Origin of the sequence: Bacillus sp. FJAT-27231 (assembly GCF_001183975.1) — a bacterium.
Lineage (GTDB): Bacteria > Bacillota > Bacilli > Bacillales > Domibacillaceae > Pseudobacillus > Pseudobacillus wudalianchiensis.
In genome coordinates, this window is record NZ_LFZU01000001.1 from 24,843 (window position 1) to 49,373 (window position 24,531).

At 42.5% G+C, this 24,531-nt stretch carries 31 protein-coding genes; all 31 read left to right on the forward strand.

The genetic code is table 11. The features are described from left to right. Positions 1-140: 140 nt before the first annotated feature. Positions 141-3,695, forward strand: coding sequence for a DNA-directed RNA polymerase subunit beta (gene rpoB, locus AC623_RS00130; protein WP_049659341.1), 3,555 nt, complete (start codon positions 141-143; stop codon positions 3,693-3,695). A gap of 107 nt (positions 3,696-3,802) precedes the next feature. Then, complete coding sequence (gene rpoC, locus AC623_RS00135; RefSeq protein WP_049659343.1) at positions 3,803-7,396, forward strand: DNA-directed RNA polymerase subunit beta'; 3,594 nt, start codon at positions 3,803-3,805, stop codon at positions 7,394-7,396. 174 nt (positions 7,397-7,570) lie between these two features. After that, complete coding sequence (locus AC623_RS00140) at positions 7,571-7,822, forward strand: 50S ribosomal protein L7ae-like protein (RefSeq protein WP_049659346.1); 252 nt, start codon at positions 7,571-7,573, stop codon at positions 7,820-7,822. A gap of 94 nt (positions 7,823-7,916) precedes the next feature. Continuing rightward, the gene (gene rpsL, locus AC623_RS00145; protein ID WP_049659348.1) at positions 7,917-8,339 is read left to right on the forward strand and encodes a 30S ribosomal protein S12; all 423 of its coding nucleotides are present in this window, start codon (positions 7,917-7,919) and stop codon (positions 8,337-8,339) included. 48 nt (positions 8,340-8,387) lie between these two features. Continuing rightward, positions 8,388-8,858 (forward strand): 30S ribosomal protein S7, encoded by a 471-nt coding sequence (gene rpsG / locus AC623_RS00150; RefSeq protein WP_049659349.1) that lies wholly within the window; start codon positions 8,388-8,390, stop codon positions 8,856-8,858. Between the two features lie 45 nt (positions 8,859-8,903). Beyond that, positions 8,904-10,982: an elongation factor G gene (fusA, locus tag AC623_RS00155; RefSeq protein ID WP_049659351.1), complete on the forward strand. Its 2,079-nt coding sequence runs from the start codon at positions 8,904-8,906 to the stop codon at positions 10,980-10,982. Between the two features lie 128 nt (positions 10,983-11,110). Continuing rightward, positions 11,111-12,298 (forward strand): elongation factor Tu, encoded by a 1,188-nt coding sequence (tuf, locus tag AC623_RS00160; RefSeq protein WP_049659352.1) that lies wholly within the window; start codon positions 11,111-11,113, stop codon positions 12,296-12,298. A 294-nt stretch (positions 12,299-12,592) separates the two neighbouring features. Then, positions 12,593-12,901, forward strand: coding sequence for a 30S ribosomal protein S10 (gene rpsJ, locus AC623_RS00165; RefSeq protein ID WP_019394071.1), 309 nt, complete (start codon positions 12,593-12,595; stop codon positions 12,899-12,901). A gap of 37 nt (positions 12,902-12,938) precedes the next feature. After that, a complete protein-coding gene (gene rplC / locus AC623_RS00170) occupies positions 12,939-13,565 on the forward strand; it encodes a 50S ribosomal protein L3 (RefSeq protein ID WP_049659355.1) in 627 nt (208 codons plus the stop codon). Positions 13,566-13,595: 30 nt separating this feature from the next. Further along, positions 13,596-14,219, forward strand: a complete 624-nt coding sequence (gene rplD, locus AC623_RS00175; protein ID WP_049659357.1) for a 50S ribosomal protein L4 — start codon at positions 13,596-13,598, stop codon at positions 14,217-14,219. Next, positions 14,219-14,503, forward strand: a complete 285-nt coding sequence (gene rplW / locus AC623_RS00180) for a 50S ribosomal protein L23 (RefSeq protein ID WP_049659359.1) — start codon at positions 14,219-14,221, stop codon at positions 14,501-14,503. The genes rplD and rplW overlap by 1 nt, the downstream gene beginning before the upstream one ends. 31 nt (positions 14,504-14,534) lie before the next feature. Beyond that, on the forward strand, positions 14,535-15,365 hold the full coding sequence (rplB, locus tag AC623_RS00185; RefSeq protein WP_049659360.1) for a 50S ribosomal protein L2: 831 nt from the start codon (positions 14,535-14,537) through the stop codon (positions 15,363-15,365). A gap of 60 nt (positions 15,366-15,425) precedes the next feature. After that, positions 15,426-15,704 carry a 30S ribosomal protein S19 gene (rpsS, locus tag AC623_RS00190; RefSeq protein ID WP_049659362.1) on the forward strand — a complete coding sequence of 93 codons (279 nt, stop codon included), beginning with the start codon at positions 15,426-15,428 and terminating at the stop codon, positions 15,702-15,704. A gap of 18 nt (positions 15,705-15,722) precedes the next feature. Further along, a complete protein-coding gene (gene rplV / locus AC623_RS00195) occupies positions 15,723-16,064 on the forward strand; it encodes a 50S ribosomal protein L22 (protein WP_049659365.1) in 342 nt (113 codons plus the stop codon). 3 nt (positions 16,065-16,067) lie between these two features. Continuing rightward, positions 16,068-16,724 carry a 30S ribosomal protein S3 gene (gene rpsC / locus AC623_RS00200; protein ID WP_049659366.1) on the forward strand — a complete coding sequence of 219 codons (657 nt, stop codon included), beginning with the start codon at positions 16,068-16,070 and terminating at the stop codon, positions 16,722-16,724. Positions 16,725-16,726: 2 nt separating this feature from the next. Next, positions 16,727-17,161: a 50S ribosomal protein L16 gene (rplP, locus tag AC623_RS00205; RefSeq protein WP_049659367.1), complete on the forward strand. Its 435-nt coding sequence runs from the start codon at positions 16,727-16,729 to the stop codon at positions 17,159-17,161. After that, positions 17,151-17,354 (forward strand): 50S ribosomal protein L29, encoded by a 204-nt coding sequence (gene rpmC / locus AC623_RS00210; RefSeq protein WP_049659369.1) that lies wholly within the window; start codon positions 17,151-17,153, stop codon positions 17,352-17,354. The genes rplP and rpmC overlap by 11 nt, the downstream gene beginning before the upstream one ends. Positions 17,355-17,373: 19 nt before the next feature. Beyond that, the gene (rpsQ, locus tag AC623_RS00215) at positions 17,374-17,637 is read left to right on the forward strand and encodes a 30S ribosomal protein S17 (RefSeq protein ID WP_049659371.1); all 264 of its coding nucleotides are present in this window, start codon (positions 17,374-17,376) and stop codon (positions 17,635-17,637) included. A 47-nt stretch (positions 17,638-17,684) separates the two neighbouring features. Continuing rightward, positions 17,685-18,053, forward strand: coding sequence for a 50S ribosomal protein L14 (rplN, locus tag AC623_RS00220; RefSeq protein WP_041101762.1), 369 nt, complete (start codon positions 17,685-17,687; stop codon positions 18,051-18,053). 47 nt (positions 18,054-18,100) lie between these two features. Then, the gene (rplX, locus tag AC623_RS00225; protein ID WP_049659372.1) at positions 18,101-18,412 is read left to right on the forward strand and encodes a 50S ribosomal protein L24; all 312 of its coding nucleotides are present in this window, start codon (positions 18,101-18,103) and stop codon (positions 18,410-18,412) included. A 30-nt stretch (positions 18,413-18,442) separates the two neighbouring features. Beyond that, entirely contained in the window at positions 18,443-18,982 is a 540-nt protein-coding gene (rplE, locus tag AC623_RS00230) for a 50S ribosomal protein L5 (RefSeq protein WP_049659374.1), read from the forward strand. Positions 18,983-19,007: 25 nt separating this feature from the next. After that, entirely contained in the window at positions 19,008-19,193 is a 186-nt protein-coding gene (gene rpsN / locus AC623_RS00235) for a 30S ribosomal protein S14 (protein WP_001085700.1), read from the forward strand. A gap of 29 nt (positions 19,194-19,222) precedes the next feature. Further along, on the forward strand, positions 19,223-19,621 hold the full coding sequence (rpsH, locus tag AC623_RS00240) for a 30S ribosomal protein S8 (protein ID WP_049659376.1): 399 nt from the start codon (positions 19,223-19,225) through the stop codon (positions 19,619-19,621). A gap of 30 nt (positions 19,622-19,651) precedes the next feature. Next, positions 19,652-20,188 (forward strand): 50S ribosomal protein L6, encoded by a 537-nt coding sequence (rplF, locus tag AC623_RS00245; RefSeq protein WP_049659377.1) that lies wholly within the window; start codon positions 19,652-19,654, stop codon positions 20,186-20,188. Between the two features lie 32 nt (positions 20,189-20,220). Further along, the gene (gene rplR / locus AC623_RS00250) at positions 20,221-20,583 is read left to right on the forward strand and encodes a 50S ribosomal protein L18 (protein WP_049659378.1); all 363 of its coding nucleotides are present in this window, start codon (positions 20,221-20,223) and stop codon (positions 20,581-20,583) included. Between the two features lie 21 nt (positions 20,584-20,604). Next, on the forward strand, positions 20,605-21,105 hold the full coding sequence (rpsE, locus tag AC623_RS00255) for a 30S ribosomal protein S5 (RefSeq protein WP_049659380.1): 501 nt from the start codon (positions 20,605-20,607) through the stop codon (positions 21,103-21,105). A gap of 13 nt (positions 21,106-21,118) precedes the next feature. Then, positions 21,119-21,301 (forward strand): 50S ribosomal protein L30, encoded by a 183-nt coding sequence (rpmD, locus tag AC623_RS00260; protein WP_049659381.1) that lies wholly within the window; start codon positions 21,119-21,121, stop codon positions 21,299-21,301. A gap of 32 nt (positions 21,302-21,333) precedes the next feature. Continuing rightward, on the forward strand, positions 21,334-21,774 hold the full coding sequence (gene rplO / locus AC623_RS00265; protein ID WP_049659383.1) for a 50S ribosomal protein L15: 441 nt from the start codon (positions 21,334-21,336) through the stop codon (positions 21,772-21,774). Beyond that, on the forward strand, positions 21,774-23,075 hold the full coding sequence (gene secY, locus AC623_RS00270) for a preprotein translocase subunit SecY (protein WP_049659384.1): 1,302 nt from the start codon (positions 21,774-21,776) through the stop codon (positions 23,073-23,075). The genes rplO and secY overlap by 1 nt, the downstream gene beginning before the upstream one ends. Before the next feature lie 47 nt (positions 23,076-23,122). Next, a complete protein-coding gene (locus AC623_RS00275; protein ID WP_049659387.1) occupies positions 23,123-23,776 on the forward strand; it encodes an adenylate kinase in 654 nt (217 codons plus the stop codon). Beyond that, on the forward strand, positions 23,773-24,519 hold the full coding sequence (gene map, locus AC623_RS00280; protein ID WP_049659388.1) for a type I methionyl aminopeptidase: 747 nt from the start codon (positions 23,773-23,775) through the stop codon (positions 24,517-24,519). The genes AC623_RS00275 and map overlap by 4 nt, the downstream gene beginning before the upstream one ends. Positions 24,520-24,531: the final 12 nt, after the last annotated feature.

Consider the following 24,531-nt stretch of genomic DNA (forward strand, 5'->3'; position numbering starts at 1 on the left):
ATGCTAAAATAATAGTTCATCACGCGTAAAATGAGGTTTTCTTTGAAAAAACCTTTTTCTTTTTGTCTTACAGTAAGGCTGAATGCCTGCTATAAGAAGCATATAGGCAACTAAAACGCTTGATTTGAGGGGTGAATCAGTTGGTAGGTCAACTAGTTCAGTATGGACGACACCGCCAGCGCAGAAGCTATGCGCGCATTAGTGAAGTTTTAGAATTACCAAATCTCATTGAAATTCAAACATCCTCCTATCAGTGGTTTCTTGATGAGGGCTTGAGAGAGATGTTTCAGGATATTTCTCCTATTGAAGATTTCACTGGTAACCTTGCATTGGAGTTTATCGATTACAGTCTCGGAGAACCGAAATATCCGGTGGATGAGTCTAAGGAGCGCGATGTCACGTATTCTGCTCCGCTTCGAGTAAAGGTCCGTCTTTTAAATAAAGAGACTGGTGAAGTGAAGGATCAGGAAGTGTTCATGGGGGACTTCCCACTCATGACTGAAACAGGAACATTTATTATTAATGGAGCAGAGCGCGTTATCGTCTCCCAGCTTGTTCGTTCCCCAAGTGTGTATTACAGCGGGAAAATGGACAAAAACGGGAAGCGCGGATTTACTGCTACTGTTATTCCGAACCGCGGAGCCTGGTTGGAGTATGAAACAGATGCAAAGGATATTGTATATGTTCGTATTGACCGTACACGTAAATTACCAGTTACTGTGTTGTTGCGTGCTCTCGGGTTTGGCTCTGATCAAGAAATCATTGATCTTATAGGTGACAACGAATATATCCGCAATACGCTCGAAAAAGACAATACGGAGAGCACGGAAAAAGCACTTATTGAAATTTATGAGCGCTTGCGTCCGGGCGAACCGCCAACAGTCGAAAATGCTAAGAGTTTGCTGATTTCTCGTTTCTTTGATCCGAAACGCTACGATTTGGCTAGTGTGGGACGCTACAAAATGAACAAAAAACTCCACACAAAAAATCGTCTCTTCGGACAACGTCTTGCTGAAACATTGGCAGACCCAGAGACTGGTGAAATTATTGCGGAAAAAGGAACGCTTCTTGACCGCCGCGCACTTGATAAGATTATACCAAACCTTGAAAACGGTGTAGGCTTCAAAACTTATCGTCAATCAGGCGGGGTAGTAGAAGAAGATGTTGTTGTTCAATCTATTAAGATTTATGCCCCGAACAATGAAGATGAAAAGATCATTAATGTTATTGGAAATGGCTTCCCAGATGTGAATGTAAAACATATCACACCAGCTGATATCATCGCATCTATCGGTTATTTCTTTAACTTGCTATATGGAGTAGGGGACACAGATGACATTGATCACCTGGGTAACCGTCGTCTTCGTTCTGTCGGCGAATTGCTCCAAAATCAATTCCGTATTGGATTATCTCGTATGGAGCGTGTTGTTCGCGAACGGATGTCCATTCAGGATACAAACACGATTACACCACAGCAGTTAATTAATATCCGGCCGGTTATTGCGTCGATCAAAGAGTTCTTTGGAAGCTCTCAGCTTTCACAGTTCATGGATCAAACAAATCCGCTGGCAGAATTAACACATAAGCGTCGTTTATCAGCGCTTGGACCTGGTGGATTAACAAGGGAACGTGCAGGCTTTGAAGTGCGTGACGTTCACTATTCCCACTATGGCCGTATGTGTCCGATTGAAACGCCTGAGGGACCGAATATCGGATTGATTAACTCATTATCTACTTATGCAAAGGTTAATCGTTTCGGCTTTATTGAAACGCCATACCGGAAAGTAGATCCTGATACAGGAAGAGTTACAGACCGAATTGATTATTTGACAGCTGACGAAGAAGATAACTACGTAGTAGCGCAAGCGAACGTCCGGCTTAACCCAGACGGCTCGTTTGCCGATGAAGAAGTAGTTGCCCGCTTCCGAAGTGAAAACACAGTGGTGAAACGTGAGCGTGTAGACTATATGGACGTATCACCAAAACAGGTAGTATCTGCTGCGACAGCTTGTATTCCGTTCTTGGAAAACGATGACTCGAACCGTGCATTAATGGGAGCGAACATGCAGCGTCAAGCCGTGCCTTTAATGCAGCCGGAAGCCCCAATTGTCGGTACTGGAATGGAGTACGTTTCAGGTAAAGACTCTGGAGCCGCCGTTATTTGTAAACGAGCAGGAATTGTTGAGCATGTAGAAGCGAGAGAAATCTGGGTACGTCGTATAGAGGAAGTAGACGGAAAAGAAGTAAAAGGTGACCTTGATAAGTATCGCCTGCTTAAGTTCATCCGTTCTAACCAAGGTACATGTTACAACCAGCGCCCAATCGTAAGCGTAGGTGACCGCGTAACAAAAGGTGAGATTCTTGCTGACGGACCTTCTATGGAAAAAGGCGAGCTTGCTTTAGGACGCAACGTAATGGTCGGCTTCATGACTTGGGACGGCTATAACTACGAGGATGCCATCATCATGAGCGAACGTCTTGTGAAAGATGATGTCTATACGTCTATTCATATTGAAGAATATGAATCAGAATCACGTGATACAAAACTTGGACCAGAAGAGATCACTCGTGATATTCCAAACGTTGGAGAAGATGCGCTTCGCAATCTTGACGAACGTGGAATTATCCGTATTGGAGCCGAGGTAAAAGATGGCGATCTTCTTGTTGGGAAAGTAACGCCAAAAGGTGTCACTGAATTAACTGCAGAAGAACGGCTTTTACATGCGATCTTCGGAGAAAAAGCACGTGAAGTGCGTGACACGTCTTTACGGGTACCACATGGAGGCGGCGGAATCGTCCTTGATGTGAAAGTATTCAACCGTGAAGATGGTGACGAATTGCCACCAGGCGTTAATCAGCTTGTTCGTGTGTATATCGTCCAAAAACGTAAAATCTCTGAAGGGGATAAAATGGCCGGACGTCACGGAAACAAAGGGGTTATCTCCCGAATTTTACCGGAAGAAGACATGCCTTATCTTCCTGACGGCACGCCAATCGATATCATGTTAAACCCATTAGGGGTACCTTCACGTATGAACATCGGACAGGTAATGGAGCTGCACTTAGGTATGGCTGCCCGTTATTTAGGAATGCACGTAGCAACTCCGGTATTCGATGGAGCAACAGAAGATGATGTATGGGAAACAATTGAAGAAGCAGGCATGTCACGTGACGCGAAAACTGTCCTTTATGATGGTCGCAGCGGAGAGCCGTTTGATAACCGTGTATCTGTCGGTATCATGTATATGATCAAACTGGCTCACATGGTTGACGATAAACTTCATGCCCGTTCAACAGGTCCTTACTCTCTCGTTACTCAGCAGCCGCTTGGAGGTAAAGCTCAATTCGGTGGTCAGCGTTTTGGAGAGATGGAAGTGTGGGCGCTTGAAGCTTATGGTGCTGCTTATACACTTCAAGAAATTCTTACTGTCAAATCCGATGACATTGTTGGTCGTGTAAAAACATATGAAGCGATTGTCAAAGGCGAAAATGTTCCGGAGCCAGGAGTTCCTGAATCATTTAAAGTCTTGATTAAAGAACTTCAAAGTTTGGGAATGGACGTTAAGATTATGTCTGGAGACGACCAGGAAATTGAAATGCGTGATTTGGAAGACGAGGATGACATTCAACAGGCAGATACATTAAATATCGCCCCCGAAGAAAACTTGTCTGAAAAAGTAAGTTCAACGGATTAATCTATTAGCAGGCCGGGGAATTCCAACAGCTTTCTCCGGCTGTCTTTAATAAATAGCAGTTTAAGCATACTGGTTAGAACCTGTAGACTGAAAGGGAGGTAGGCCCCTTGCTAGATGTAAACAATTTCGAATACATGAAAATCGGTCTGGCATCACCTGATAAAATTAGATCTTGGTCATATGGTGAAGTGAAAAAACCGGAAACGATTAACTATCGTACATTAAAACCAGAAAAAGATGGATTGTTTTGTGAGCGTATTTTCGGACCTACAAAAGACTGGGAATGTCATTGTGGGAAATATAAGAGAGTTCGTTATAAAGGCGTTGTCTGTGACCGCTGTGGTGTAGAAGTAACAAAAGCCAAAGTGCGTCGTGAACGTATGGGTCACATTGAATTGGCGGCTCCTGTTTCACATATCTGGTATTTTAAAGGAATTCCAAGTCGTATGGGACTCGTTCTCGATATGTCCCCGCGTGCGCTGGAGGAAGTGATCTACTTTGCTTCTTACGTAGTAACAGAAGCTGGTGATACGGCGCTTGAGAAGAAGCAGCTGCTTTCTGAAAAAGAATACCGTGCGTACCGTGAAAAATACGGAAATAAGTTCCAAGCATCTATGGGTGCAGAAGCGATTAAAAAGCTGCTTCAAGATATTGATCTTGAAAAAGAAGTAGATTTTCTTAAAGAAGAATTAAAGAGTGCACAAGGCCAGCGTCGTACAAGAGCGATTAAGCGTCTAGAAGTGATTGAGGCGTTCCGTCACTCTGGAAATAATCCAAGCTGGATGATTTTAGACGTGCTTCCTGTTATCCCGCCAGAACTTCGTCCAATGGTACAGTTGGATGGCGGTCGTTTTGCGACTTCCGATTTAAATGACCTGTATCGTCGGGTAATCAACCGGAACAATCGTTTGAAGCGTTTGCTTGATCTTGGTGCACCAAGCATCATCGTGCAAAATGAAAAGCGGATGCTGCAAGAAGCAGTAGATGCTCTAATCGATAATGGTCGTCGTGGTCGTCCTGTTACAGGTCCTGGTAACCGTCCGTTAAAATCACTTTCACACATGTTGAAAGGAAAGCAAGGCCGTTTCCGTCAAAACTTGTTAGGAAAGCGTGTTGACTACTCAGGCCGTTCCGTTATCGTCGTTGGACCTAACCTGAAAATGTATCAGTGTGGTCTTCCGAAAGAAATGGCACTTGAATTGTTCAAGCCATTTGTTATGAAGGAGCTTGTTGAAAAAGGACTTGCTCATAACATTAAGAGTGCAAAACGTAAAATTGAACGCGTACAGCCAGAAGTATGGGATGTACTTGAAGAGGTTATTAAGGAACACCCAGTTCTTTTAAACCGGGCACCAACTCTTCACCGTCTCGGTATTCAGGCGTTTGAGCCTACACTAGTAGAAGGGCGTGCAATTCGTCTTCATCCGCTCGTTTGTACAGCATACAATGCTGACTTCGATGGAGACCAGATGGCCGTTCACGTACCGCTATCAGCAGAAGCACAAGCAGAAGCGCGTATGCTCATGCTAGCAGCCCAAAACATCTTGAATCCAAAAGACGGAAAGCCAGTTGTTACTCCATCTCAGGACATGGTATTAGGAAACTATTACTTAACTCTTGAGCGTGAAGACGCAATTGGTGAAGGCATGATTTTTAAAGATGTGAATGAAGCATTGATTGCCTATCAAAATGGCTATGTCCATCTTCATACGAGAGTAGCTGTCGCTGCTTCCGCTTTAAATAATCAAACGTTTACTGAAGAGCAAAACAAGAAGCTTCTTATTACAACAGTCGGAAAGATGGTCTTTAATGAAATTCTTCCGGACACCTTCCCTTACATCAATGAGCCAACAAATACCAACCTGGTAGAGAAGACACCAGAAAAGTATTTTGTTGAGCCGACTGAAAATGTAAGAGAGCATATTAAGAAGCAAGAGTTGATTGCTCCATTTAAGAAAAAAATCCTTGGAAACATCATCGCAGAAGTATTTAAACGCTTCAAAATTACTGAAACATCTAAAATGCTTGACCGCATGAAAGATCTAGGATTTAAGCATTCAACTAAAGCCGGTATCACAGTAGGTGTCGCGGACATCGTGGTATTAGGCGAAAAAGAACAAATTCTGAAAGAAGCACAATTAAAAGTTGATAATGTCATGAAGCAGTTCAGACGTGGTTTAATTACCGAGGAAGAACGTTACGATCGCGTTATTTCTGTCTGGAGCGCGGCAAAAGACACGATTCAAGGTAAATTGATGGCTTCATTAGATAAGCGGAACCCAATCTTCATGATGAGTGATTCAGGTGCCCGTGGTAACGCGTCTAACTTTACGCAGCTTGCGGGGATGCGTGGTCTGATGGCCAACCCGGCTGGGCGGATCATTGAACTTCCAATCAAATCAAGTTTCCGTGAAGGTTTAACCGTATTGGAATACTTTATTTCTACACATGGAGCGCGTAAAGGTCTGGCGGATACAGCTCTTAAAACAGCTGACTCTGGTTACTTGACTCGTCGTCTTGTCGATGTTGCCCAAGATGTTATTGTTCGTGAGGATGACTGTGGAACAGATCGTGGTCTTCTGATCCGTTCAATTAAAGAGGGAACTGAAATTATTGAACCATTGGAAGAGCGCCTTGTTGGCCGTTACGCTAGAAAAACAATTGCTAATCCTGAAACTGGCGAAATCATTGCAAGAGAGAATGATCTAATAGATGAGGACATGTCGAATGTTATTATCAATGCAGGTATTGAAGAAGTGTGGATTCGCTCTGCCTTTACTTGTAATACTCGCCACGGCGTATGTAAAAAATGTTACGGCCGCAACCTTGCAACTGGCCAGCAGGTAGAGGTTGGCGAAGCGGTTGGTATCATTGCTGCCCAATCAATTGGAGAGCCTGGTACACAGTTAACAATGCGTACATTCCATACAGGTGGGGTAGCTGGAGACGATATCACTCAAGGTTTGCCTCGTATCCAGGAATTGTTCGAAGCGCGTAATCCGAAAGGGCAAGCGGTTATTTCTGAAATTGACGGCGTCGTCACAGCAATTAATGAAGGGCGCGACCGTCAGCAGGAAATCGTTGTACAAAGCGATGTAGAAAGCCGCACGTACACGGCTCCTTATACAGCACGACTAAAAGTAACTGTTAATGATCAAGTGAAGCGTGGTCAAGAGCTGACAGAAGGTTCTATCGATCCGAAAGAATACTTGAAAATTACCGATGTTTCTTCTGTTCAAGAATATTTGCTGCGTGAAGTACAAAAGGTATATCGTATGCAAGGGGTAGAAATTGGTGACAAGCATATTGAGGTAATGGTACGTCAAATGCTTCGTAAAGTACGGGTAATTGATGCTGGAGAAACAGATGTATTACCAGGAAGCTTACTTGAAATTCACCAATTCAGAGATGCCAATGAACAAGCGTTGCTTGAAGGCAAGATACCAGCAACAGGCCGACCTGTTCTTCTCGGTATCACGAAGGCGTCCTTAGAAACTGATTCCTTCTTGTCTGCAGCATCCTTCCAGGAAACAACTCGCGTATTAACTGATGCGGCTATCAAAGGAAAACGCGATGAACTTCTAGGCTTGAAAGAAAACGTTATTATCGGAAAACTCGTTCCAGCAGGAACAGGTATGCAAAGATATCGTAATTCTGAGCCGGTTTTAGCGACGTCTGAAGAATCCGTAACAGTAGAATAATAAGCGCGTGCTAAAAGGGACCGCACATACGAGACTTTTTAGCAAATTATATGTCCGGGGCCGGCTTTTCCGGCTCCGGCATAATAATTTATTTTCATAGTTGACATTTAAAAACATGAGTGATAATATAATCAAGGTGCTCCTATGAACCTTGTTACTTTGGAGGATGTTTATATGTCTTATGATAAAGTAGCGAAGGCACAAAGCTTGGCAATAGGAACAAAACAAACAGTGAGAGCTCTTGAAAGAAATCAAGCTCAGCAAGTAATGATCGCTGCTGATGCCAGTCCCTTTTTAATGAAAAAGGTAGAAGAACTGGCCGAGCAAAAAGCAGTGCCGGTTACTTATGTGGATTCTATGCTAAAGCTAGGAAAAACATGTGGAATTGATGTCAAGGCCGCCGCTGTTGCTATTATTAATGAATAATGTTTTTGCATGAAAGTGCAAAGACTTTGTTTTTAATTTAAAATGGTCCACCTGGATGTGTGGGCTTAAGAAAAAAGGAAGGGAGGATTTTCATATGCCTACTATTAACCAGTTAGTGCGTAAACCTCGTAAATCAAAAACAACTAAATCCAAATCACCAGCGCTTAACAAAGGCTATAACAGCTTTAAAAAAGCGCAAACGGATATTAATTCACCGCAAAAACGTGGAGTTTGTACTCGTGTTGGTACAATGACACCGAAAAAGCCTAACTCGGCTTTGCGTAAATATGCCCGTGTTCGTTTGAGCAACGGTATCGAAGTGAATGCTTATATTCCTGGTATTGGACATAACCTTCAAGAGCACAGCGTTGTGTTGATTCGTGGAGGAAGAGTAAAAGATTTACCAGGGGTTCGTTATCACATCGTTCGTGGTGCGCTTGATACTGCCGGCGTAGAATCTCGTCGTCAAGGCCGTTCTAAATACGGAATGAAGCGTCCAAAAGAAGCTAAAAAATAAGAATCATTAACTTTATAATTGAAGGAATATATGAAAGGAGGAATTTACATGCCACGTAAAGGTCCTGTAGCGAAAAGAGATGTACTTCCAGATCCAATGTACAACTCTAAATTAGTTACTCGTCTCATCAACAAAATGATGGTTGACGGTAAAAGAGGTAAATCTCAAGCCATTCTTTATGCAGCATTCGATCTTATCCGCGAACGTACGGGTAAAGATCCAATGGAAGTATTTGATCAAGCCATTAAAAACATCATGCCAGTATTAGAGGTTAGAGCACGCCGTGTAGGTGGTGCAAACTACCAAGTACCAGTTGAGGTTCGTCCTGAGCGTCGTACAACTCTTGGTCTTCGCTGGTTAGTGAACTATTCTCGTCTTCGTGGGGAGAAAACAATGGAAGAACGCCTTGCAGGTGAAATCCTTGATGCAGCTAACAACACTGGTGCTTCAGTTAAGAAGCGTGAAGATACTCATAAAATGGCGGAAGCAAACAAAGCATTTGCTCATTACCGCTGGTAAGATTACTTTTAAAATATCTTAACTTAAGGAAGGAGAAAGACATACATGGCAAGAGAGTTCTCCTTAGAAAACACTCGAAATATCGGTATCATGGCGCACATCGATGCCGGTAAAACGACGACTACTGAGCGTATTCTTTACTACACAGGCCGTATCCATAAAATTGGTGAGACTCATGAAGGTGCGTCTCAAATGGACTGGATGGAACAAGAACAAGAACGTGGTATTACAATCACTTCTGCTGCGACAACTGCTCAGTGGAAAGGCCATCGTGTAAACATCATTGACACACCAGGACACGTAGACTTCACTGTTGAAGTTGAACGTTCCCTTCGTGTTCTTGATGGTGCAGTAACTGTACTTGATGCTCAATCTGGTGTTGAGCCGCAAACAGAAACTGTTTGGCGCCAAGCAACTACGTACGGCGTTCCACGTATCGTGTTTGTTAACAAAATGGATAAGATTGGTGCAGACTTCATTTACTCTGTCGGCACAATCCATGACCGTTTAATGGCAAACGCTCATCCAATTCAACTTCCAATCGGTGCTGAAGATCAATTCCGCGGCATCATTGACTTAATTGAAATGAAAGCTACGTTCTACGGAAATGACCTTGGAACTGAAATCGAAGAAGGGGAAATCCCAGAAGATATGCAAGACCAAGCGGAAGAATACCGTGAGAAACTAATCGAAGCTATTTCAGAATTCGATGAAGAAATCATGGAAAAATATCTTGGCGGCGAAGAAATCACAATCCCAGAAATCAAAGCCGCTATCCGTAAAGGTACAGTTAACGTTGAGTTCTTCCCTGTGCTTTGTGGAACAGCGTTCAAAAACAAAGGTGTTCAATTAATGCTAGATGCTGTTATTGATTATCTTCCTGCTCCAACAGATGTACCTAACATTAAAGGTACTTTACCGGACAGCGATGAAGAAGTAACTCGTCCATCATCTGATGACGCACCATTCTCAGCTTTAGCGTTTAAAGTTATGACTGACCCTTACGTTGGTAAGTTGACGTTCTTCCGTGTGTATTCTGGTATTTTACAATCTGGTTCATACGTACAGAACTCTACTAAAGGCAAGCGTGAGCGTGTAGGTCGTATTCTTCAAATGCATGCGAACTCTCGTGAAGAAATCTCTGAAGTGCATGCAGGGGATATCGCTGCTGCAGTTGGTCTAAAAGACACAACTACAGGAGACACTCTTTGTGACGAGAAGAACCTCGTTATTTTAGAGTCTATGGAATTCCCAGAGCCGGTTATCTCTTTGTCAGTTGAGCCGAAATCAAAAGGCGACCAAGACAAAATGACAACTGCTCTACAAAAACTTCAAGAGGAAGACCCAACTTTCCGTGCAGAAACAAATCCTGAAACAGGACAAGTTGTTATCTCCGGTATGGGTGAGCTTCACTTAGATATCATCGTAGACCGTATGCGTCGTGAATTTAAAGTAGAAGCAAACGTGGGTGCTCCACAAGTAGCTTACCGTGAAACTTTCCGTGGTTCTGCTCAAGTAGAAGGGAAGTTTGCCCGCCAATCTGGTGGACGCGGACAATACGGTCACGTATGGATCGAGTTTTCACCTAACGAAGAGGGTGCTGGTTTTGAATTTGAAAACGGCATCGTCGGTGGGGTTGTTCCTCGTGAATATATCCCAGCTGTTCAAGCTGGTCTTCAAGATGCATTGCAAAACGGTGTTATTGCTGGCTATCCATTAATCGACATTAAAGCAAGACTGTTTGACGGTTCTTACCATGATGTTGACTCCAGTGAGATGGCGTTCAAAATTGCAGCATCTATGGCATTGAAAAATGCAGCTTCTAAATGTAATCCGGTTCTTCTTGAGCCAATGATGAAAGTAGAAGTTGTTATTCCTGATGAATACCTTGGAGATATTATGGGTGACATCACTTCCCGTCGTGGACGTGTAGAAGGTATGGAAGCCCGCGGTAACGCTCAAGTAGTAAAAGCATTCGTTCCACTTTCTGAAATGTTTGGTTACGCTACTTCACTACGTTCCAATACACAAGGTCGCGGAACTTATTCTATGCACTTTGACCACTATGAAGAAGTGCCAAAATCAGTTTCCGAAGAAATCATCAAGAAAAATAAAGGTCAATAATTGATTTATGCTTCTTAATGAAGTATAAATACAATGTAAGCTTTGGTATCTTTGAAGTCGGAAACCTTTCCGCCTTCAAAGTCCCTATATAAATTAATTAATTTGACAATTCAAAGGAGGATTTCCTAATGGCTAAGGAAAAATTCGACCGTTCCAAAACACATGCGAATATCGGTACAATTGGTCACGTTGACCATGGTAAAACAACTTTAACAGCAGCAATCACAACTGTTCTTGCTAAAAAAGGCGGCAGTGAAGCACGTGGTTACGACCAAATCGACAACGCTCCAGAAGAGCGCGAGCGCGGTATCACAATCAATACTTCTCACGTTGAATATGAAACTGAAAATCGTCACTATGCACACGTTGACTGCCCAGGACATGCTGACTACGTTAAAAACATGATCACTGGTGCTGCACAAATGGACGGCGGTATCCTAGTAGTATCTGCTGCTGACGGTCCAATGCCACAAACTCGTGAGCACATCCTTCTTTCTCGCCAAGTAGGTGTTCCTTACCTTGTAGTATTCTTAAACAAATGCGACATGGTAGACGACGAAGAGCTTCTTGAGCTTGTAGAAATGGAAGTACGTGACCTTCTTTCTGAGTACGAATTCCCTGGAGATGACGTACCAGTAATCAAAGGTTCTGCTCTTAAAGCACTTGAAGGTGAAGCTGAGTGGGAAGAAAAAATCATCGAGCTTATGGACGCTGTTGATGAGTACATCCCAACTCCAGAACGTGACACTGAAAAACCATTCATGATGCCTGTTGAGGATGTATTCTCAATCACTGGCCGTGGTACAGTTGCAACTGGACGTGTTGAGCGTGGACAAGTTAAAGTCGGTGACGTTATCGAAATCATCGGTTTAACTGAAGAGCCAAAATCTACTACTGTAACTGGTGTAGAAATGTTCCGTAAGCTTCTTGACTATGCTGAAGCTGGTGACAACATCGGTGCCCTTCTTCGTGGTGTAGCACGTGAAGAAATCCAACGTGGACAAGTACTTGCTAAGCCAGGTTCAATCACTCCACACACTAACTTCAAAGCTGAAGTTTACGTTTTATCTAAAGAAGAGGGTGGACGTCATACTCCATTCTTCTCAAACTACCGTCCACAGTTCTACTTCCGTACAACTGATGTAACTGGTATCGTTCAACTTCCTGAAGGCGTAGAAATGGTTATGCCTGGAGACAACGTTGAAATGACAGTAGAACTTATTTCTCCGATCGCGATCGAAGAAGGTACAAAGTTCTCTATCCGTGAAGGCGGCCGTACAGTAGGCGCTGGCGTTGTAGCTTCAATCCAAAAATAATAACTGTTTAAAAAGCAGGCGGCTCTCGCCTGCTTTTTTTATTTAAAAGACTCTATTTCTTCTATTGATATGCAGCCATAATGTGTGTATAATAGTAAAAGTGTGCTAGAGAAGAAATATAGCAAATACAGTTGCATACATCAAAAACTTCGTGTATAATTAACAACGTTGGTTTTTGACAGCGATGATGCAGAAGGTTGCTGACACACCCGGCCGCTTTGCCATGGCGAGTGTCGCCAGGATATTTCTGCGGAGAATGTCTATTAGCAAATAGGCGGAAAAGGAGGGAAAATAATGGCAAAAGAAAAAATTCGTATTCGTTTGAAAGCATATGATCACAGAATTTTAGATCAATCAGCAGAAAAGATTGTTGAAACAGCAAAACGTTCTGGTGCTAACGTATCGGGTCCAATCCCTTTACCAACAGAGAAATCTGTTTACACAATCTTACGTGCGGTTCATAAGTACAAAGATTCTCGTGAGCAATTCGAGATGCGTACTCATAAACGTTTAATCGATATTGTGAATCCAACACCACAAACTGTTGATTCATTAATGCGTTTAGACTTGCCATCAGGCGTTGATATTGAAATTAAACTTTAATTATTATAAAAAATTATTAATTCAGGAGGTGTGACTCATGACCAAAGGAATCTTAGGAAGAAAAATCGGTATGACTCAAGTATTTGCTGAAAACGGTGAACTAATTCCAGTTACTGTGATTGAAGCAACGCCTAACGTTGTACTGCAAAAGAAAACGATCGAAAGCGACGGCTATGAAGCTATTCAGTTAGGTTTCGACGACAAGCGCGAAAAGCTTGCGAACAAACCAGCTAAAGGTCACGTTGCAAAAGCTAACACTGCACCTAAGCGCTTCATTCGTGAGTTCCGTAACTTCGGTGAAGAAGTAGAAGTTGGTCAAGAGGTTAAGGTTGATGTTTTCGCTGAAGGAGATATCATCGACGTAACAGGAGTATCAAAAGGTAAAGGATTCCAAGGTGCGATTAAGCGCCACGGACAAAGCCGCGGACCTATGTCTCACGGTTCTCGTTACCATCGTCGCCCAGGTTCTATGGGACCAGTTGCTCCAAACCGTGTATTCAAAAATAAATTACTTCCAGGCCGTATGGGTGGCGAACAAATCACTATCCAAAACCTGCAAGTAGTGAAAGTTGATACAGAGCGCAACGTAATCCTAGTTAAAGGTAACGTACCTGGACCTAAAAAATCTTTAGTGAAAATCCAAAGTGGATTGAAAGCGAAATAATCGATTTTTTCTAGAAAGGAGGAAACAAGAATGCCAAAAGTTACAGTATTAAACCAAAGCGGAGCTGAAGTTGGTGAAATCGAACTGAACGATTCCGTTTTCGGTATTGAACCTAATCAACATGTTTTATTTGAAGCAGTAATGATGCAGCGTGCGTCTTTACGTCAAGGAACAAGCAAAGTTAAAAACCGTTCTGAAGTGAGTGGCGGCGGCCGCAAACCGTGGCGTCAAAAAGGTACTGGACGTGCTCGTCAAGGATCTATTCGTTCTCCACAATGGCGCGGAGGCGGAACAGTTTTTGGACCAGTTCCACGTAGCTACAGCTACAAATTACCGAAAAAAGTTCGTCGCTTAGCGATCAAATCTGCCCTTTCTTCTAAAGTTAAAGAGCAAAATATCATTGTATTGGAAGCATTAGCTTTTGACGCTCCAAAAACAAAAGAGTTCGCAAGCGTATTGAAAAATCTTTCTGTGAACAGCAAAGCGCTAGTTGTAACAGAAGCATTAAACGAAAATGTTGCACTATCTGCACGCAATATTCCTGGTGTTACAGTAGTAGATGCAAGCGGCGTTAGTGTATTAGACGTTCTTGGACACGAGAAACTTATTATCACTAAAGCAGCTGTTGAAAAAGTAGAGGAGGTGCTTGCATAATGGATGCTCGCGATATCATTAAGCGCCCCGTTATTACAGAACATTCAACTGAAATCATGGCTGATAAAAAATATACGTTTGAAGTTGATGTAAAAGCTAACAAAACTCAAGTTAAAGATGCTATCGAAGAAATCTTTGGCGTGAAAGTAGCAAAAGTCAACATCTTGAACTACAAAGGTAAATTCAAGCGTATGGGTCGTTATGCAGGTTATACAAACAAACGCCGTAAAGCGGTTGTTACATTAACTCAAGACAGCAAAGAAATCGAACTATTTGAAGTTTAATTCAACATTTTAAGAAGAGGAGGGAAATGACATGGCGATTAAAAAGTATAAACCAACGTCAAACGGCCGTCGTAATATGACGTCATTAGATTTTGCTGAGCTTACAACTGACAAGCCAGAAAAATCATTATTGGCGCCTCTTAAAAAGAAAGGCGGTCGCAACAACCAAGGTAGAACTACAGTTCGTCATCAAGGTGGCGGCCATAAGCGTCAGTACCGTATTATCGATTTCAAACGCGATAAAGATGGTATACCAGGACGCGTTGCCACAATCGAGTATGATCCAAACCGTTCAGCAAACATTGCTTTGATCAATTATGTAGACGGTGAAAAACGTTACATCTTAGCACCAAAAAACCTTAAAGTCGGAATGGAAGTTATGTCCGGACCAGAAGCAGATATTAAAACAGGTAACGCTCTTCCTTTAGTTAACATTCCTGTAGGTACAGTTGTTCACAACATCGAGTTGAAGCCTGGTAAAGGTGGACAATTAGTGCGTTCAGCTGGTACATCTGCACAAGTGTTAGGTAAAGAAGGAAAATACGTTCTTGTTCGTTTGAATTCTGGTGAGGTTCGCATGATTCTTGCTACTTGCCGTGCAACTGTTGGCCAAGTGGGCAATGAGCAGCATGAACTTGTTAACATCGGTAAAGCAGGTCGCTCACGCTGGTTAGGCAAGAAGCCAACTGTTCGTGGATCTGTAATGAACCCGAATGACCATCCACACGGTGGTGGTGAAGGACGTTCGCCAATCGGACGTAAATCACCTGTTACACCTTGGGGCAAACCAACTCTTGGTTACAAAACTCGTAAGAAAACAAACAAAAGCGACAAGTTTATCGTTCGTAGTCGTAAAAAATAACGTGATTGCACTACGGTTCCGCTTGCGAACCGTAGACCAATTACGAAGGGAGGTACCAAAATGGGCCGTAGCTTGAAAAAAGGACCTTTTGTTGATGATCATTTATTCAATAAAATTGAAAAATTAAATGAAACTGAAAAGAAACAAGTTATAAAAACTTGGTCTCGCCGTTCAACAATCTTCCCAGCTTTTATCGGTCACACAATTGCTGTGTATGATGGCCGTAAGCATGTTCCTGTTTATGTAACAGAAGATATGGTAGGACACAAACTTGGTGAGTTTGCACCAACACGCACGTACAAAGGTCACGCTAGTGACGATAAAAAGACAAGACGTTAATGAGAGGAGGGTATCCTAATGGAAGCAAAAGCTGTCGTAAGAACAGTTCGTATTGCTCCTCGTAAAGCACGTTTAGTGGTAGATTTGATTCGAGGAAAGCAAGTGGGAGAAGCAATCGCTATTTTGCGTCATACACCAAAAGCTGCATCTCCGGTCGTTGAAAAATTACTCAACTCTGCAATTGCTAACGCAGAGCACAATTATGATATGGACGTTAACAACCTTGTTGTTAACAAAGTGTTTGTTGACGAAGGTCCAACTTTAAAACGTTTCCGTCCACGTGCAATGGGACGCGCAAGCGCAATTAATAAACGCACAAGCCACATCACAATCGTGGTATCAGAAAAGAAGGAGGGATAATTCGTGGGTCAAAAAGTACATCCTAATGGTTTACGTGTCGGTATCATCCGTGACTGGGATTCAAAATGGTACGCGGAAAAAGATTACGCAAGCCTTTTACATGAAGATCTTAAAGTTCGTGAATATATCGAAAGCCGTTTAAAAGATGCTTCTGTATCTCGAATTGAAATTGAGCGTGCTGCTAACCGCATCAACATCACTATTCATACAGCGAAGCCTGGTATGGTTATTGGTAAAGGTGGTTCTGAGGTTGAAGCACTTCGTAAGTCTTTAAACCAATTAACTGGCAAACGTGTTCATATTAACATCGTTGAAATTAAAAGAGCTGATTTAGATGCTAAACTTGTAGCAGAAAATATCGCTCGTCAATTAGAAAATCGTGTATCTTTCCGTCGTGCGCAAAAGCAAGCGATCCAACGCACAATCCGTGCTGGTGCAAAAGGAATTAAAACACAGGTTTCTGGACGTCTTGGCGGCGCAGATATCGCTCGTGCTGAGCACTACAGTGAAGGAACAGTTCCACTTCATACACTTCGCGCGGACATCGACTATGCGCATGTTGAAGCTGATACTACTTATGGTAAGCTTGGCGTGAAAGTATGGATTTATCGTGGAGAGGTTCTTCCTACGAAGAAGAAGTCTGAGGAAGGAGGAAAATAATCATGTTATTGCCTAAACGTGTGAAATACCGTCGTGTACACCGTGGAAAAATGCGCGGTCAAGCAAAAGGCGGCACAGAAGTAGCATTTGGTGAATACGGTCTACAAGCTCTTGAAGCTTCATGGATCACAAACCGTCAAATCGAAGCTGCCCGTATTGCGATGACTCGTTATATGAAACGTGGCGGTAAAGTATGGATCAAAATTTTCCCACATAAGCCTTACACTGCAAAACCTCTTGAAGTTCGGATGGGTTCCGGTAAAGGTGCTCCAGAAGGATGGGTAGCTGTAGTGAAACCAGGGAAAATCATGTTTGAAATTGCTGGGGTTCCTGAAGAAGTAGCTCGTGAAGCACTTCGTCTTGCAGCACACAAATTACCGGTTAAATGTAAATTTGTAAAACGAGAAGAAATTGGTGGTGAATCAAATGAAGGCTAATGAGATTGTTGAATTAACCACTACCGAAATTGAACAAAAACTTAAGTCTTTAAAAGAAGAGCTTTTTAATCTTCGTTTCCAATTAGCGACTGGTCAACTTGAAAACACTGCTCGCATCCGTGAAGTACGCAAAGCGATCGCTCGTATGAAAACTGTTATTCGTCAAAGAGAGATCGATGTTAACAATCGATAATTGAGAGGAGGTTTGCACAATGAGTGAACGTAATCAACGTAAAGTTTATACTGGACGTGTTGTCTCTGACAAAATGGACAAAACTGTCACTGTTCTTGTAGAAACTTACAAAAAGCACTCTCTTTACGGCAAACGCGTTAAGTACTCTAAAAAATTCAAAGCTCATGATGAGCTGAATGAAGCAAAAACTGGTGATGTTGTCCGCATCATGGAAACTCGCCCGTTATCTGCTACAAAACGCTTCCGTTTAGTTGAAGTTGTAGAAAAAGCAGTTATTATCTAATTCATTATTGTTCGGATAGAAAGTGAATCCGAAGGGAGGTAACATAAATGATCCAACAAGAATCTCGTTTAAAAGTAGCTGACAATTCAGGAGCACGTGAAGTGTTAACGATCAAAGTTCTTGGTGGCTCTGGCCGTAAAACTGCAAATGTCGGAGACATCATCGTCTGCACGGTGAAACAAGCAACACCAGGCGGCGTTGTCAAGAAGGGTGACGTAGTAAAAGCTGTTATCGTACGTACAAAACGTGGAATGCGCCGTAACGACGGATCTTATATCCGTTTCGATGAAAATGCGTGCGTAATCATTAAAGATGACAAGAGCCCTCGTGGAACTCGTATCTTTGGCCCAGTTGCACGTGAATTACGTGACAGCAACTTTATGAAAATTGTTTCTCTTGCTCCGGAAGTAATCTAATATAAAAGCAATTTTATCAACTTGGCCATTCAAGGAGGTGCGATAAAATGAATGTTAAAAAAGGCGATAAAGTAATGGTCATCACGGGCAAAGACAAAGGAAAAACAGGCATCGTGCTTGCAGCATTTCCTAAAAAAGACCGTGTGCTTGTAGAAGGGATTAATATCGTGAAAAAACATGCGAAACCTTCACAAGTAAATCCGCAAGGCGGAATTATTAGCCAGGAGGCACCTATTCACGTTTCTAACGTCATGCTTTTAGACCCGAAAACAAACGAACCTACTCGCGTAGGATACACAGTGGTTGACGGTAAAAAAGTACGTGTAGCAAAAAAATCTGGTGAAACTTTAGATAAATAATAAGCCTGTTAATGAAGGGAGGTACACTATATGAACCGCCTTAAAGCAAAGTTTAATGAAGAAATTACACCTGCTTTAATGAATAAATTTAATTACAAATCAGTAATGCAAGTACCGAAAGTTGAAAAGATCGTAGTTAATATGGGGGTAGGCGATGCTGTTCAAAATGCGAAAGCACTTGACACAGCTGTTGAAGAATTAGCATTAATCACTGGTCAAAAGCCAATGATTACTCGTGCGAAAAATTCGATCGCAGGCTTCCGTCTTCGTGAAGGTATGCCTATCGGAGCGAAAGTTACACTACGCGGTGAGCGTATGTACGAATTCCTCGATAAATTAATCGCTGTATCACTTCCACGTGTGCGTGACTTCCGTGGTGTTTCTAAAAAAGCATTTGACGGACGTGGCAACTACACACTTGGTGTGAAAGAGCAATTGATCTTCCCTGAAATTGATTACGATAAAGTAAGCAAAATCCGCGGTATGGATATCGTAATTGTAACAACTGCGAACACTGATGAAGAAGCTCGCGAATTGTTAACTCAACTTGGAATGCCGTTCCAAAAGTAATCTCTATAAAAAGGGAGGCGAAAATGTGGCTAAAAAATCAATGATTGCGAAGCAAAAGCGCACACCTAAATTTAAGGTGCAAGAGTATACACGCTGCGAACGTTGTGGGCGTCCACACTCTGTATACCGCAAATTTAAGCTTTGCCGTATTTGTTTCCGTGAACTTGCATATAAAGGACAAATTCCTGGTGTTAAAAAAGCTAGCTGGTAATACCCCGAATTGGGAAGGAGGTAAATAGAATGGTTATGACAGATCCTATTGCAGATTTGTTGACTCGCATTCGTAATGCGAATATGGTGCGTCACGAGAAGTTAGAAGTTCCTGCTTCTAATATCAAGAAAGAAATCGCTGAAATCTTAAAGCGTGAAGGTTTCGTACGCGATGTAGAATTCATCGAAGACAACAAGCAAGGCGTAATTCGTATTTTCTTAAAATACGGTGCGAACAACGAACGCGTTATCACTGGCTTAAAACGTATCAGTAAACCTGGTTTGCGCGTATACGCAAAAGCTGATGAAATGCCAAAAGTACTTAACGGCTTAGGTATTGCTCTTGTGTCAACATCTAATGGCGTATTAACAGATAAAGAAGCCCGTGCTAAGCAAGTGGGCGGCGAAGTATTAGCATACGTTTGGTAATATTCTTGTAATGAATGGAGGTGCAACATAATGTCTCGTGTAGGAAAAAAACCTATTGAGCTTCCAGAAGGCGTAACAGTAACAAACGATAACAACACAGTTACTGTAAAAGGACCAAAAGGTGAGCTTGTTAGAACATTTAACAAAGATATGAAAATTGAGATCGAAGGCAATGTCGTTACAGTCGTTCGTCCTTCTGAATCTAAAGAACACCGCACTATCCATGGTACGACTCGTGCGCTTTTATCTAACATGGTAGAAGGTGTATCTAAAGGTTTCGAAAAATCTCTTGAGTTAATCGGGGTTGGATACCGTGCTCAAAAACAAGGAAACAAACTTGTTCTGAACGTGGGTTACTCTCATCCGGTTGAAATGGAGCCAGAACAAGGCGTAGAAGTTGAAGTTCCTTCTAACACAAAAGTAATCGTTAGAGGTATCAGCAAAGAACGCGTTGGTGCTTTCGCTGCGAATGTTCGTGCAACACGTCCACCAGAGCCTTATAAAGGCAAAGGGATCCGTTATGAAGGCGAACACGTACGTCGTAAAGAAGGTAAGACAGGTAAGTAATGTCGCTTAAGTAAACGAAAGGAGTGACCACAATGATTACGAAGCAAGATAAGAATAAAACGCGTAAAAAGAGACATGTCCGTGTTCGTTCAAAAATCAGCGGTACTGCGTCTCGTCCACGCTTAAATATCTTCCGTTCTAATCAGCACTTGTACGCACAAGTAATTGATGATGTGAACGGTGTAACAATTGCCAGTGCTTCTACAATTGAAAAAGACTTCGGTTTAGAAAAAACAGGCAACACTGAAGCAGCTGCCAAAGTTGGCGAATTAGTTGCTAAAAGAGCGAGCGAAAAAGGCATCACATCCGTAGTATTTGACCGCGGAGGTTACTTATACCATGGTCGTGTAAAAGCTTTAGCAGAAGCAGCTCGCGAAAACGGACTAGAATTCTAATAAAGAAGGAGGGACAAATTAATGCGTCGCATTGATCCAAATAAACTTGAACTTGAAGAACGTGTAGTTACGGTCAATCGTGTAGCAAAAGTAGTAAAGGGCGGACGTCGTTTCCGTTTTACTGCGCTAGTGGTTGTTGGTGACAAGAACGGACACGTAGGCTTTGGAACGGGTAAAGCTCAAGAAGTACCTGATGCTATCCGCAAAGCAATTGAAGATGCAAAGAAAAACCTAATTGCTATTCCGATCGTTGGAACAACTATTCCACATGAAGTAATTGGCCGTTTTGGCGGTGGCGAAATCCTCTTGAAGCCTGCTTCTGAAGGTACTGGGGTTATCGCTGGTGGACCAGTTCGTGCGGTGCTTGAACTTGGCGGAGTAGAAAACATTCTTTCTAAATCACATGGTTCAAACACACCAATCAACATGGTACGCGCTACTCTTGAAGGAATTAAACAATTGAAGCGTGCAGAGGACGTTGCTAAATTACGCGGAAAATCAGTAGAAGAACTGTTAGGATAAGGAGGGATTTACAATGGCTGAAAAATTAACAATTACCCTCACTCGCAGCTTGATCGGTCGTCCGAAAGATCAACGTGAAACAGTTAACGCTCTTGGTCTTCGCAAAATGCATCAAACAGTGGAACACCAAGATAACGCAGCAATCAGAGGTATGATTAAAAAAGTATCTCACTTAGTAACTGTCAACGAACAATAATTTTAATCTAGAGAATAAGGAGGTGCACGAATATGAAACTTCATGAATTAAAACCTGCTGAAGGTTCTCGTAAATCTCGCAATCGCGTTGGACGTGGTACTGGTTCTGGCAATGGTAAAACTGCCGGTAAAGGACACAAAGGACAAAAAGCTCGTTCCGGCGGTGGTGTACGTCTAGGATTTGAAGGGGGACAAACTCCTTTATTCCGTCGCTTGCCGAAACGTGGTTTCACTAACATCAACAGAAAAGAATATGCGATCGTTAACCTTGATGCATTAAATCGCTTTGATGAAGGCACAGAAGTCACACCAGAGCTTCTTATTGAAACTGGTGTTGTCAGCAGCGAAAAAGCAGGAATCAAAATTCTTGCTAAAGGCAAAGTTGAGAAGAAATTGACTGTAAAAGCTCATAAATTCTCTTCTGCTGCTCAAGAAGCCATTGAAGCTGCCGGCGGTAAGACTGAGGTGATTTAATGTTTCGCACAATCTCCAATTTTATGCGCGTGGGTGATATAAGAAGAAAAATTATATTCACCCTCCTTATGTTAATCGTTTTCCGTATCGGCACATTTATTCCTGTTCCGTTTGTGAATGCAGATGTGCTGAAGATGCAGGAGCAGGCAGGATTAATTGGTTTCCTTAATACCTTTGGAGGGGGAGCACTTAAAAACTTCTCCATTCTTGCTATGGGAATTATGCCTTATATCACTGCTTCTATCATCGTTCAGCTTTTGCAAATGGATGTGATTCCTAAGTTCACAGAGTGGTCAAAGCAAGGAGAGGTTGGCCGACGCAAGCTCGCACAATTTACAAGATATTTTACAATAGTACTTGGTTTCATCCAGGCACTAGGGATGTCTTATGGCTTCAACCGCTTGTATGGCGGTATGCTAGTTGAGAGTAATAGCGTAGCCGCTTATCTCCTTATTGCACTCGTGTTAACCGCGGGTACAGCTTTTCTTATGTGGCTTGGTGAATTAATCACTTCTAAAGGTGTCGGTAATGGAATATCGGTTATCATCTTTGCTGGGATTGTTGCAGCACTACCAAATGTAGCAAACCAAATTTACGCACAGCAAATTGAAGGAGCGGGCGAGCAGCTCTTCCTGCGAATTGTCGTGCTATTACTGATTGTTTTGGCTGTGCTGGCGATTGTTGTCGGTGTTATCTTCTTTCAGCAGGCATTGCGTAAAATTCCAATTCAATATGCCAAGCGTGTAACAGGAGAGGGCGGAATCGGTGCACGAGGTGCTCAATCAACACATTTACCTTTAAAAGTAAATGCTGCTGGAGTTATTCCTGTTATTTTTGCAGTAGCCTTTTTGGTTACACCGCAAACCCTATCGTCCTTCTTTGGTTCGAATGATGTAACAACGACAATTCAAAACATCTTTGACTATCATAAGCCGATCGGTATGACTATTTATATAGCATTGATTGTGGCATTTACGTATTTCTATGCGTTTATTCAAGTCAATCCGGAGCAATTAGCCGATAATTTGAAGAAACAAGGTGGATACATTCCAGGCATTCGCCCTGGAAAAAACACGCAGGATTATCTAACAAGCGTTTTATATCGCTTAACATTTGTTGGAGCAATATTCCTGTCTGTCATCTCCATTCTTCCTGTATTCTTTATTAAATTTGCAGGTCTTCCACCAGCTGCCCAAATTGGCGGTACGAGCTTGCTAATCGTCGTTGGGGTTGCATTGGAAACAATGAAGCAATTGGAAGCCCAGCTTGTCAAACGCCATTACAAAGGCTTTATAAAATAAAAGGCAAGTTGTTGCATGTCTCGAATCAGACTGAGGGGGGTATACAAATGAATCTAGTATTAATGGGGCTGCCAGGTGCCGGAAAAGGCACGCAGGCCGAACGAATTGTTGAAAAATATGGCATTCCGCATATTTCTACGGGCGACATGTTCCGTGCAGCTATGAAAGAAGGAACGGAACTTGGGTTGAAAGCTAAATCCTTTATGGATGCAGGCGCTCTTGTCCCTGATGAAGTGACGATCGGAATTGTTCGCGAAAGATTGAGCAAATTAGATTGTCAAGACGGCTTTCTTCTCGATGGATTTCCAAGAACAGTTGCCCAGGCAGAAGCGCTTGAAGGCATTTTAGAAGCTCTTGGAAAGAAAATCGATTATGTTATCAATGTTGAGGTTGATAAAGATATTCTTATGGCACGTTTAACAGGTCGTCGTATTTGTAAAAGCTGCGGAGCTACTTACCATCTCGTATTTAATCCGCCGGCTGCTGAAGGCAAATGTGACCGTTGCGGCGGGGAACTTTATCAACGTGCAGATGATAATGAAGAAACTGTTCAAAATCGTCTGGATGTCAATTTAAAGCAAACCGAACCATTACTAGATTTCTATCGGCAAAAAGGTTATTTGAAAGATATTAATGGCCAGCAGGAAATCGGCAAGGTCTTCGAAGACATTGATCAACTTCTGAAAGGCTTAAATGAATGATCATTTGCAAAACCCCTCGAGAGATAGAGATTATGAAAGAAGCAGGACGGATTGTGGCCTTAACACACAAGGAGCTGCAGAGGTTTATCTCTCCTGGTGTAAGCACGAAACAGTTAGATGAAATTGCGGAGAAATTTATTAGACAGCATAATGCAATTCCTTCTTTTAAAGGGTATAATGGTTTTCGTGGCAGCATTTGTACATCTGTTAACGAAGAGCTGGTTCACGGCATTCCCGGAGACCGAGTTTTAAAAGAGGGCGATATCATTAGTCTGGATATTGGCGCTAATTATAGGGGATATCATGGCGATTCTGCGTGGACTTACCCTGTTGGCACCGTTTCTTCTGAAGTCCAGAAGCTGTTGAAAGTGACTGAGGACTCGCTTTTTGTTGGTTTAGAGGAAGCGAAGCCGGGTGAACGTCTTTCAAACATCTCCCATGCGATTCAAACATATGTAGAATCTTACGGCTTTTCAATAGTGCGCGAGTATGTAGGACACGGGATTGGTCAAGACTTGCATGAGGATCCACAAATTCCTCATTACGGTCCGCCTGGCAAAGGTCCAAAGCTCAAACCTGGAATGGTGCTTGCAATCGAGCCGATGGTGAATGCTGGAAGCCGCTATGTAAAAACACTTGGTGATAACTGGACAGTTGTGACCCAAGACGGGAAAATGTGTGCTCACTTTGAACATACAGTTGCAATTACCGAAACAGGTTTTGAGATTTTAACTAAAGCCTAACACATATGTGCT

What these genes read in the sequence shown, in the direction of transcription:
- rplV (WP_049659365.1), top strand. Translation starts at nt 15,723, where the DNA reads ATGGAAGCAAAAGCTGTCGTAAGAACAGTTCGTATTGCTCCTCGTAAA.
- rpsS (WP_049659362.1), top strand. Translation starts at nt 15,426, where the DNA reads ATGGGCCGTAGCTTGAAAAAAGGACCTTTTGTTGATGATCATTTATTC.
- rplF (WP_049659377.1), top strand. Translation starts at nt 19,652, where the DNA reads ATGTCTCGTGTAGGAAAAAAACCTATTGAGCTTCCAGAAGGCGTAACA.
- rpmD (WP_049659381.1), top strand. Translation starts at nt 21,119, where the DNA reads ATGGCTGAAAAATTAACAATTACCCTCACTCGCAGCTTGATCGGTCGT.
- rpsJ (WP_019394071.1), top strand. Translation starts at nt 12,593, where the DNA reads ATGGCAAAAGAAAAAATTCGTATTCGTTTGAAAGCATATGATCACAGA.
- AC623_RS00140 (WP_049659346.1), top strand. Translation starts at nt 7,571, where the DNA reads ATGTCTTATGATAAAGTAGCGAAGGCACAAAGCTTGGCAATAGGAACA.
- rplD (WP_049659357.1), top strand. Translation starts at nt 13,596, where the DNA reads ATGCCAAAAGTTACAGTATTAAACCAAAGCGGAGCTGAAGTTGGTGAA.
- rpsG (WP_049659349.1), top strand. Translation starts at nt 8,388, where the DNA reads ATGCCACGTAAAGGTCCTGTAGCGAAAAGAGATGTACTTCCAGATCCA.
- rplO (WP_049659383.1), top strand. Translation starts at nt 21,334, where the DNA reads ATGAAACTTCATGAATTAAAACCTGCTGAAGGTTCTCGTAAATCTCGC.
- rplP (WP_049659367.1), top strand. Translation starts at nt 16,727, where the DNA reads ATGTTATTGCCTAAACGTGTGAAATACCGTCGTGTACACCGTGGAAAA.
- rpsH (WP_049659376.1), top strand. Translation starts at nt 19,223, where the DNA reads ATGGTTATGACAGATCCTATTGCAGATTTGTTGACTCGCATTCGTAAT.
- rplX (WP_049659372.1), top strand. Translation starts at nt 18,101, where the DNA reads ATGAATGTTAAAAAAGGCGATAAAGTAATGGTCATCACGGGCAAAGAC.
- rplE (WP_049659374.1), top strand. Translation starts at nt 18,443, where the DNA reads ATGAACCGCCTTAAAGCAAAGTTTAATGAAGAAATTACACCTGCTTTA.
- rpsQ (WP_049659371.1), top strand. Translation starts at nt 17,374, where the DNA reads ATGAGTGAACGTAATCAACGTAAAGTTTATACTGGACGTGTTGTCTCT.
- rplW (WP_049659359.1), top strand. Translation starts at nt 14,219, where the DNA reads ATGGATGCTCGCGATATCATTAAGCGCCCCGTTATTACAGAACATTCA.
- rplC (WP_049659355.1), top strand. Translation starts at nt 12,939, where the DNA reads ATGACCAAAGGAATCTTAGGAAGAAAAATCGGTATGACTCAAGTATTT.
- rplR (WP_049659378.1), top strand. Translation starts at nt 20,221, where the DNA reads ATGATTACGAAGCAAGATAAGAATAAAACGCGTAAAAAGAGACATGTC.
- rpsE (WP_049659380.1), top strand. Translation starts at nt 20,605, where the DNA reads ATGCGTCGCATTGATCCAAATAAACTTGAACTTGAAGAACGTGTAGTT.
- rpmC (WP_049659369.1), top strand. Translation starts at nt 17,151, where the DNA reads ATGAAGGCTAATGAGATTGTTGAATTAACCACTACCGAAATTGAACAA.
- rpsL (WP_049659348.1), top strand. Translation starts at nt 7,917, where the DNA reads ATGCCTACTATTAACCAGTTAGTGCGTAAACCTCGTAAATCAAAAACA.
- rplN (WP_041101762.1), top strand. Translation starts at nt 17,685, where the DNA reads ATGATCCAACAAGAATCTCGTTTAAAAGTAGCTGACAATTCAGGAGCA.
- tuf (WP_049659352.1), top strand. Translation starts at nt 11,111, where the DNA reads ATGGCTAAGGAAAAATTCGACCGTTCCAAAACACATGCGAATATCGGT.
- rplB (WP_049659360.1), top strand. Translation starts at nt 14,535, where the DNA reads ATGGCGATTAAAAAGTATAAACCAACGTCAAACGGCCGTCGTAATATG.
- secY (WP_049659384.1), top strand. Translation starts at nt 21,774, where the DNA reads ATGTTTCGCACAATCTCCAATTTTATGCGCGTGGGTGATATAAGAAGA.
- map (WP_049659388.1), top strand. Translation starts at nt 23,773, where the DNA reads ATGATCATTTGCAAAACCCCTCGAGAGATAGAGATTATGAAAGAAGCA.
- AC623_RS00275 (WP_049659387.1), top strand. Translation starts at nt 23,123, where the DNA reads ATGAATCTAGTATTAATGGGGCTGCCAGGTGCCGGAAAAGGCACGCAG.
- fusA (WP_049659351.1), top strand. Translation starts at nt 8,904, where the DNA reads ATGGCAAGAGAGTTCTCCTTAGAAAACACTCGAAATATCGGTATCATG.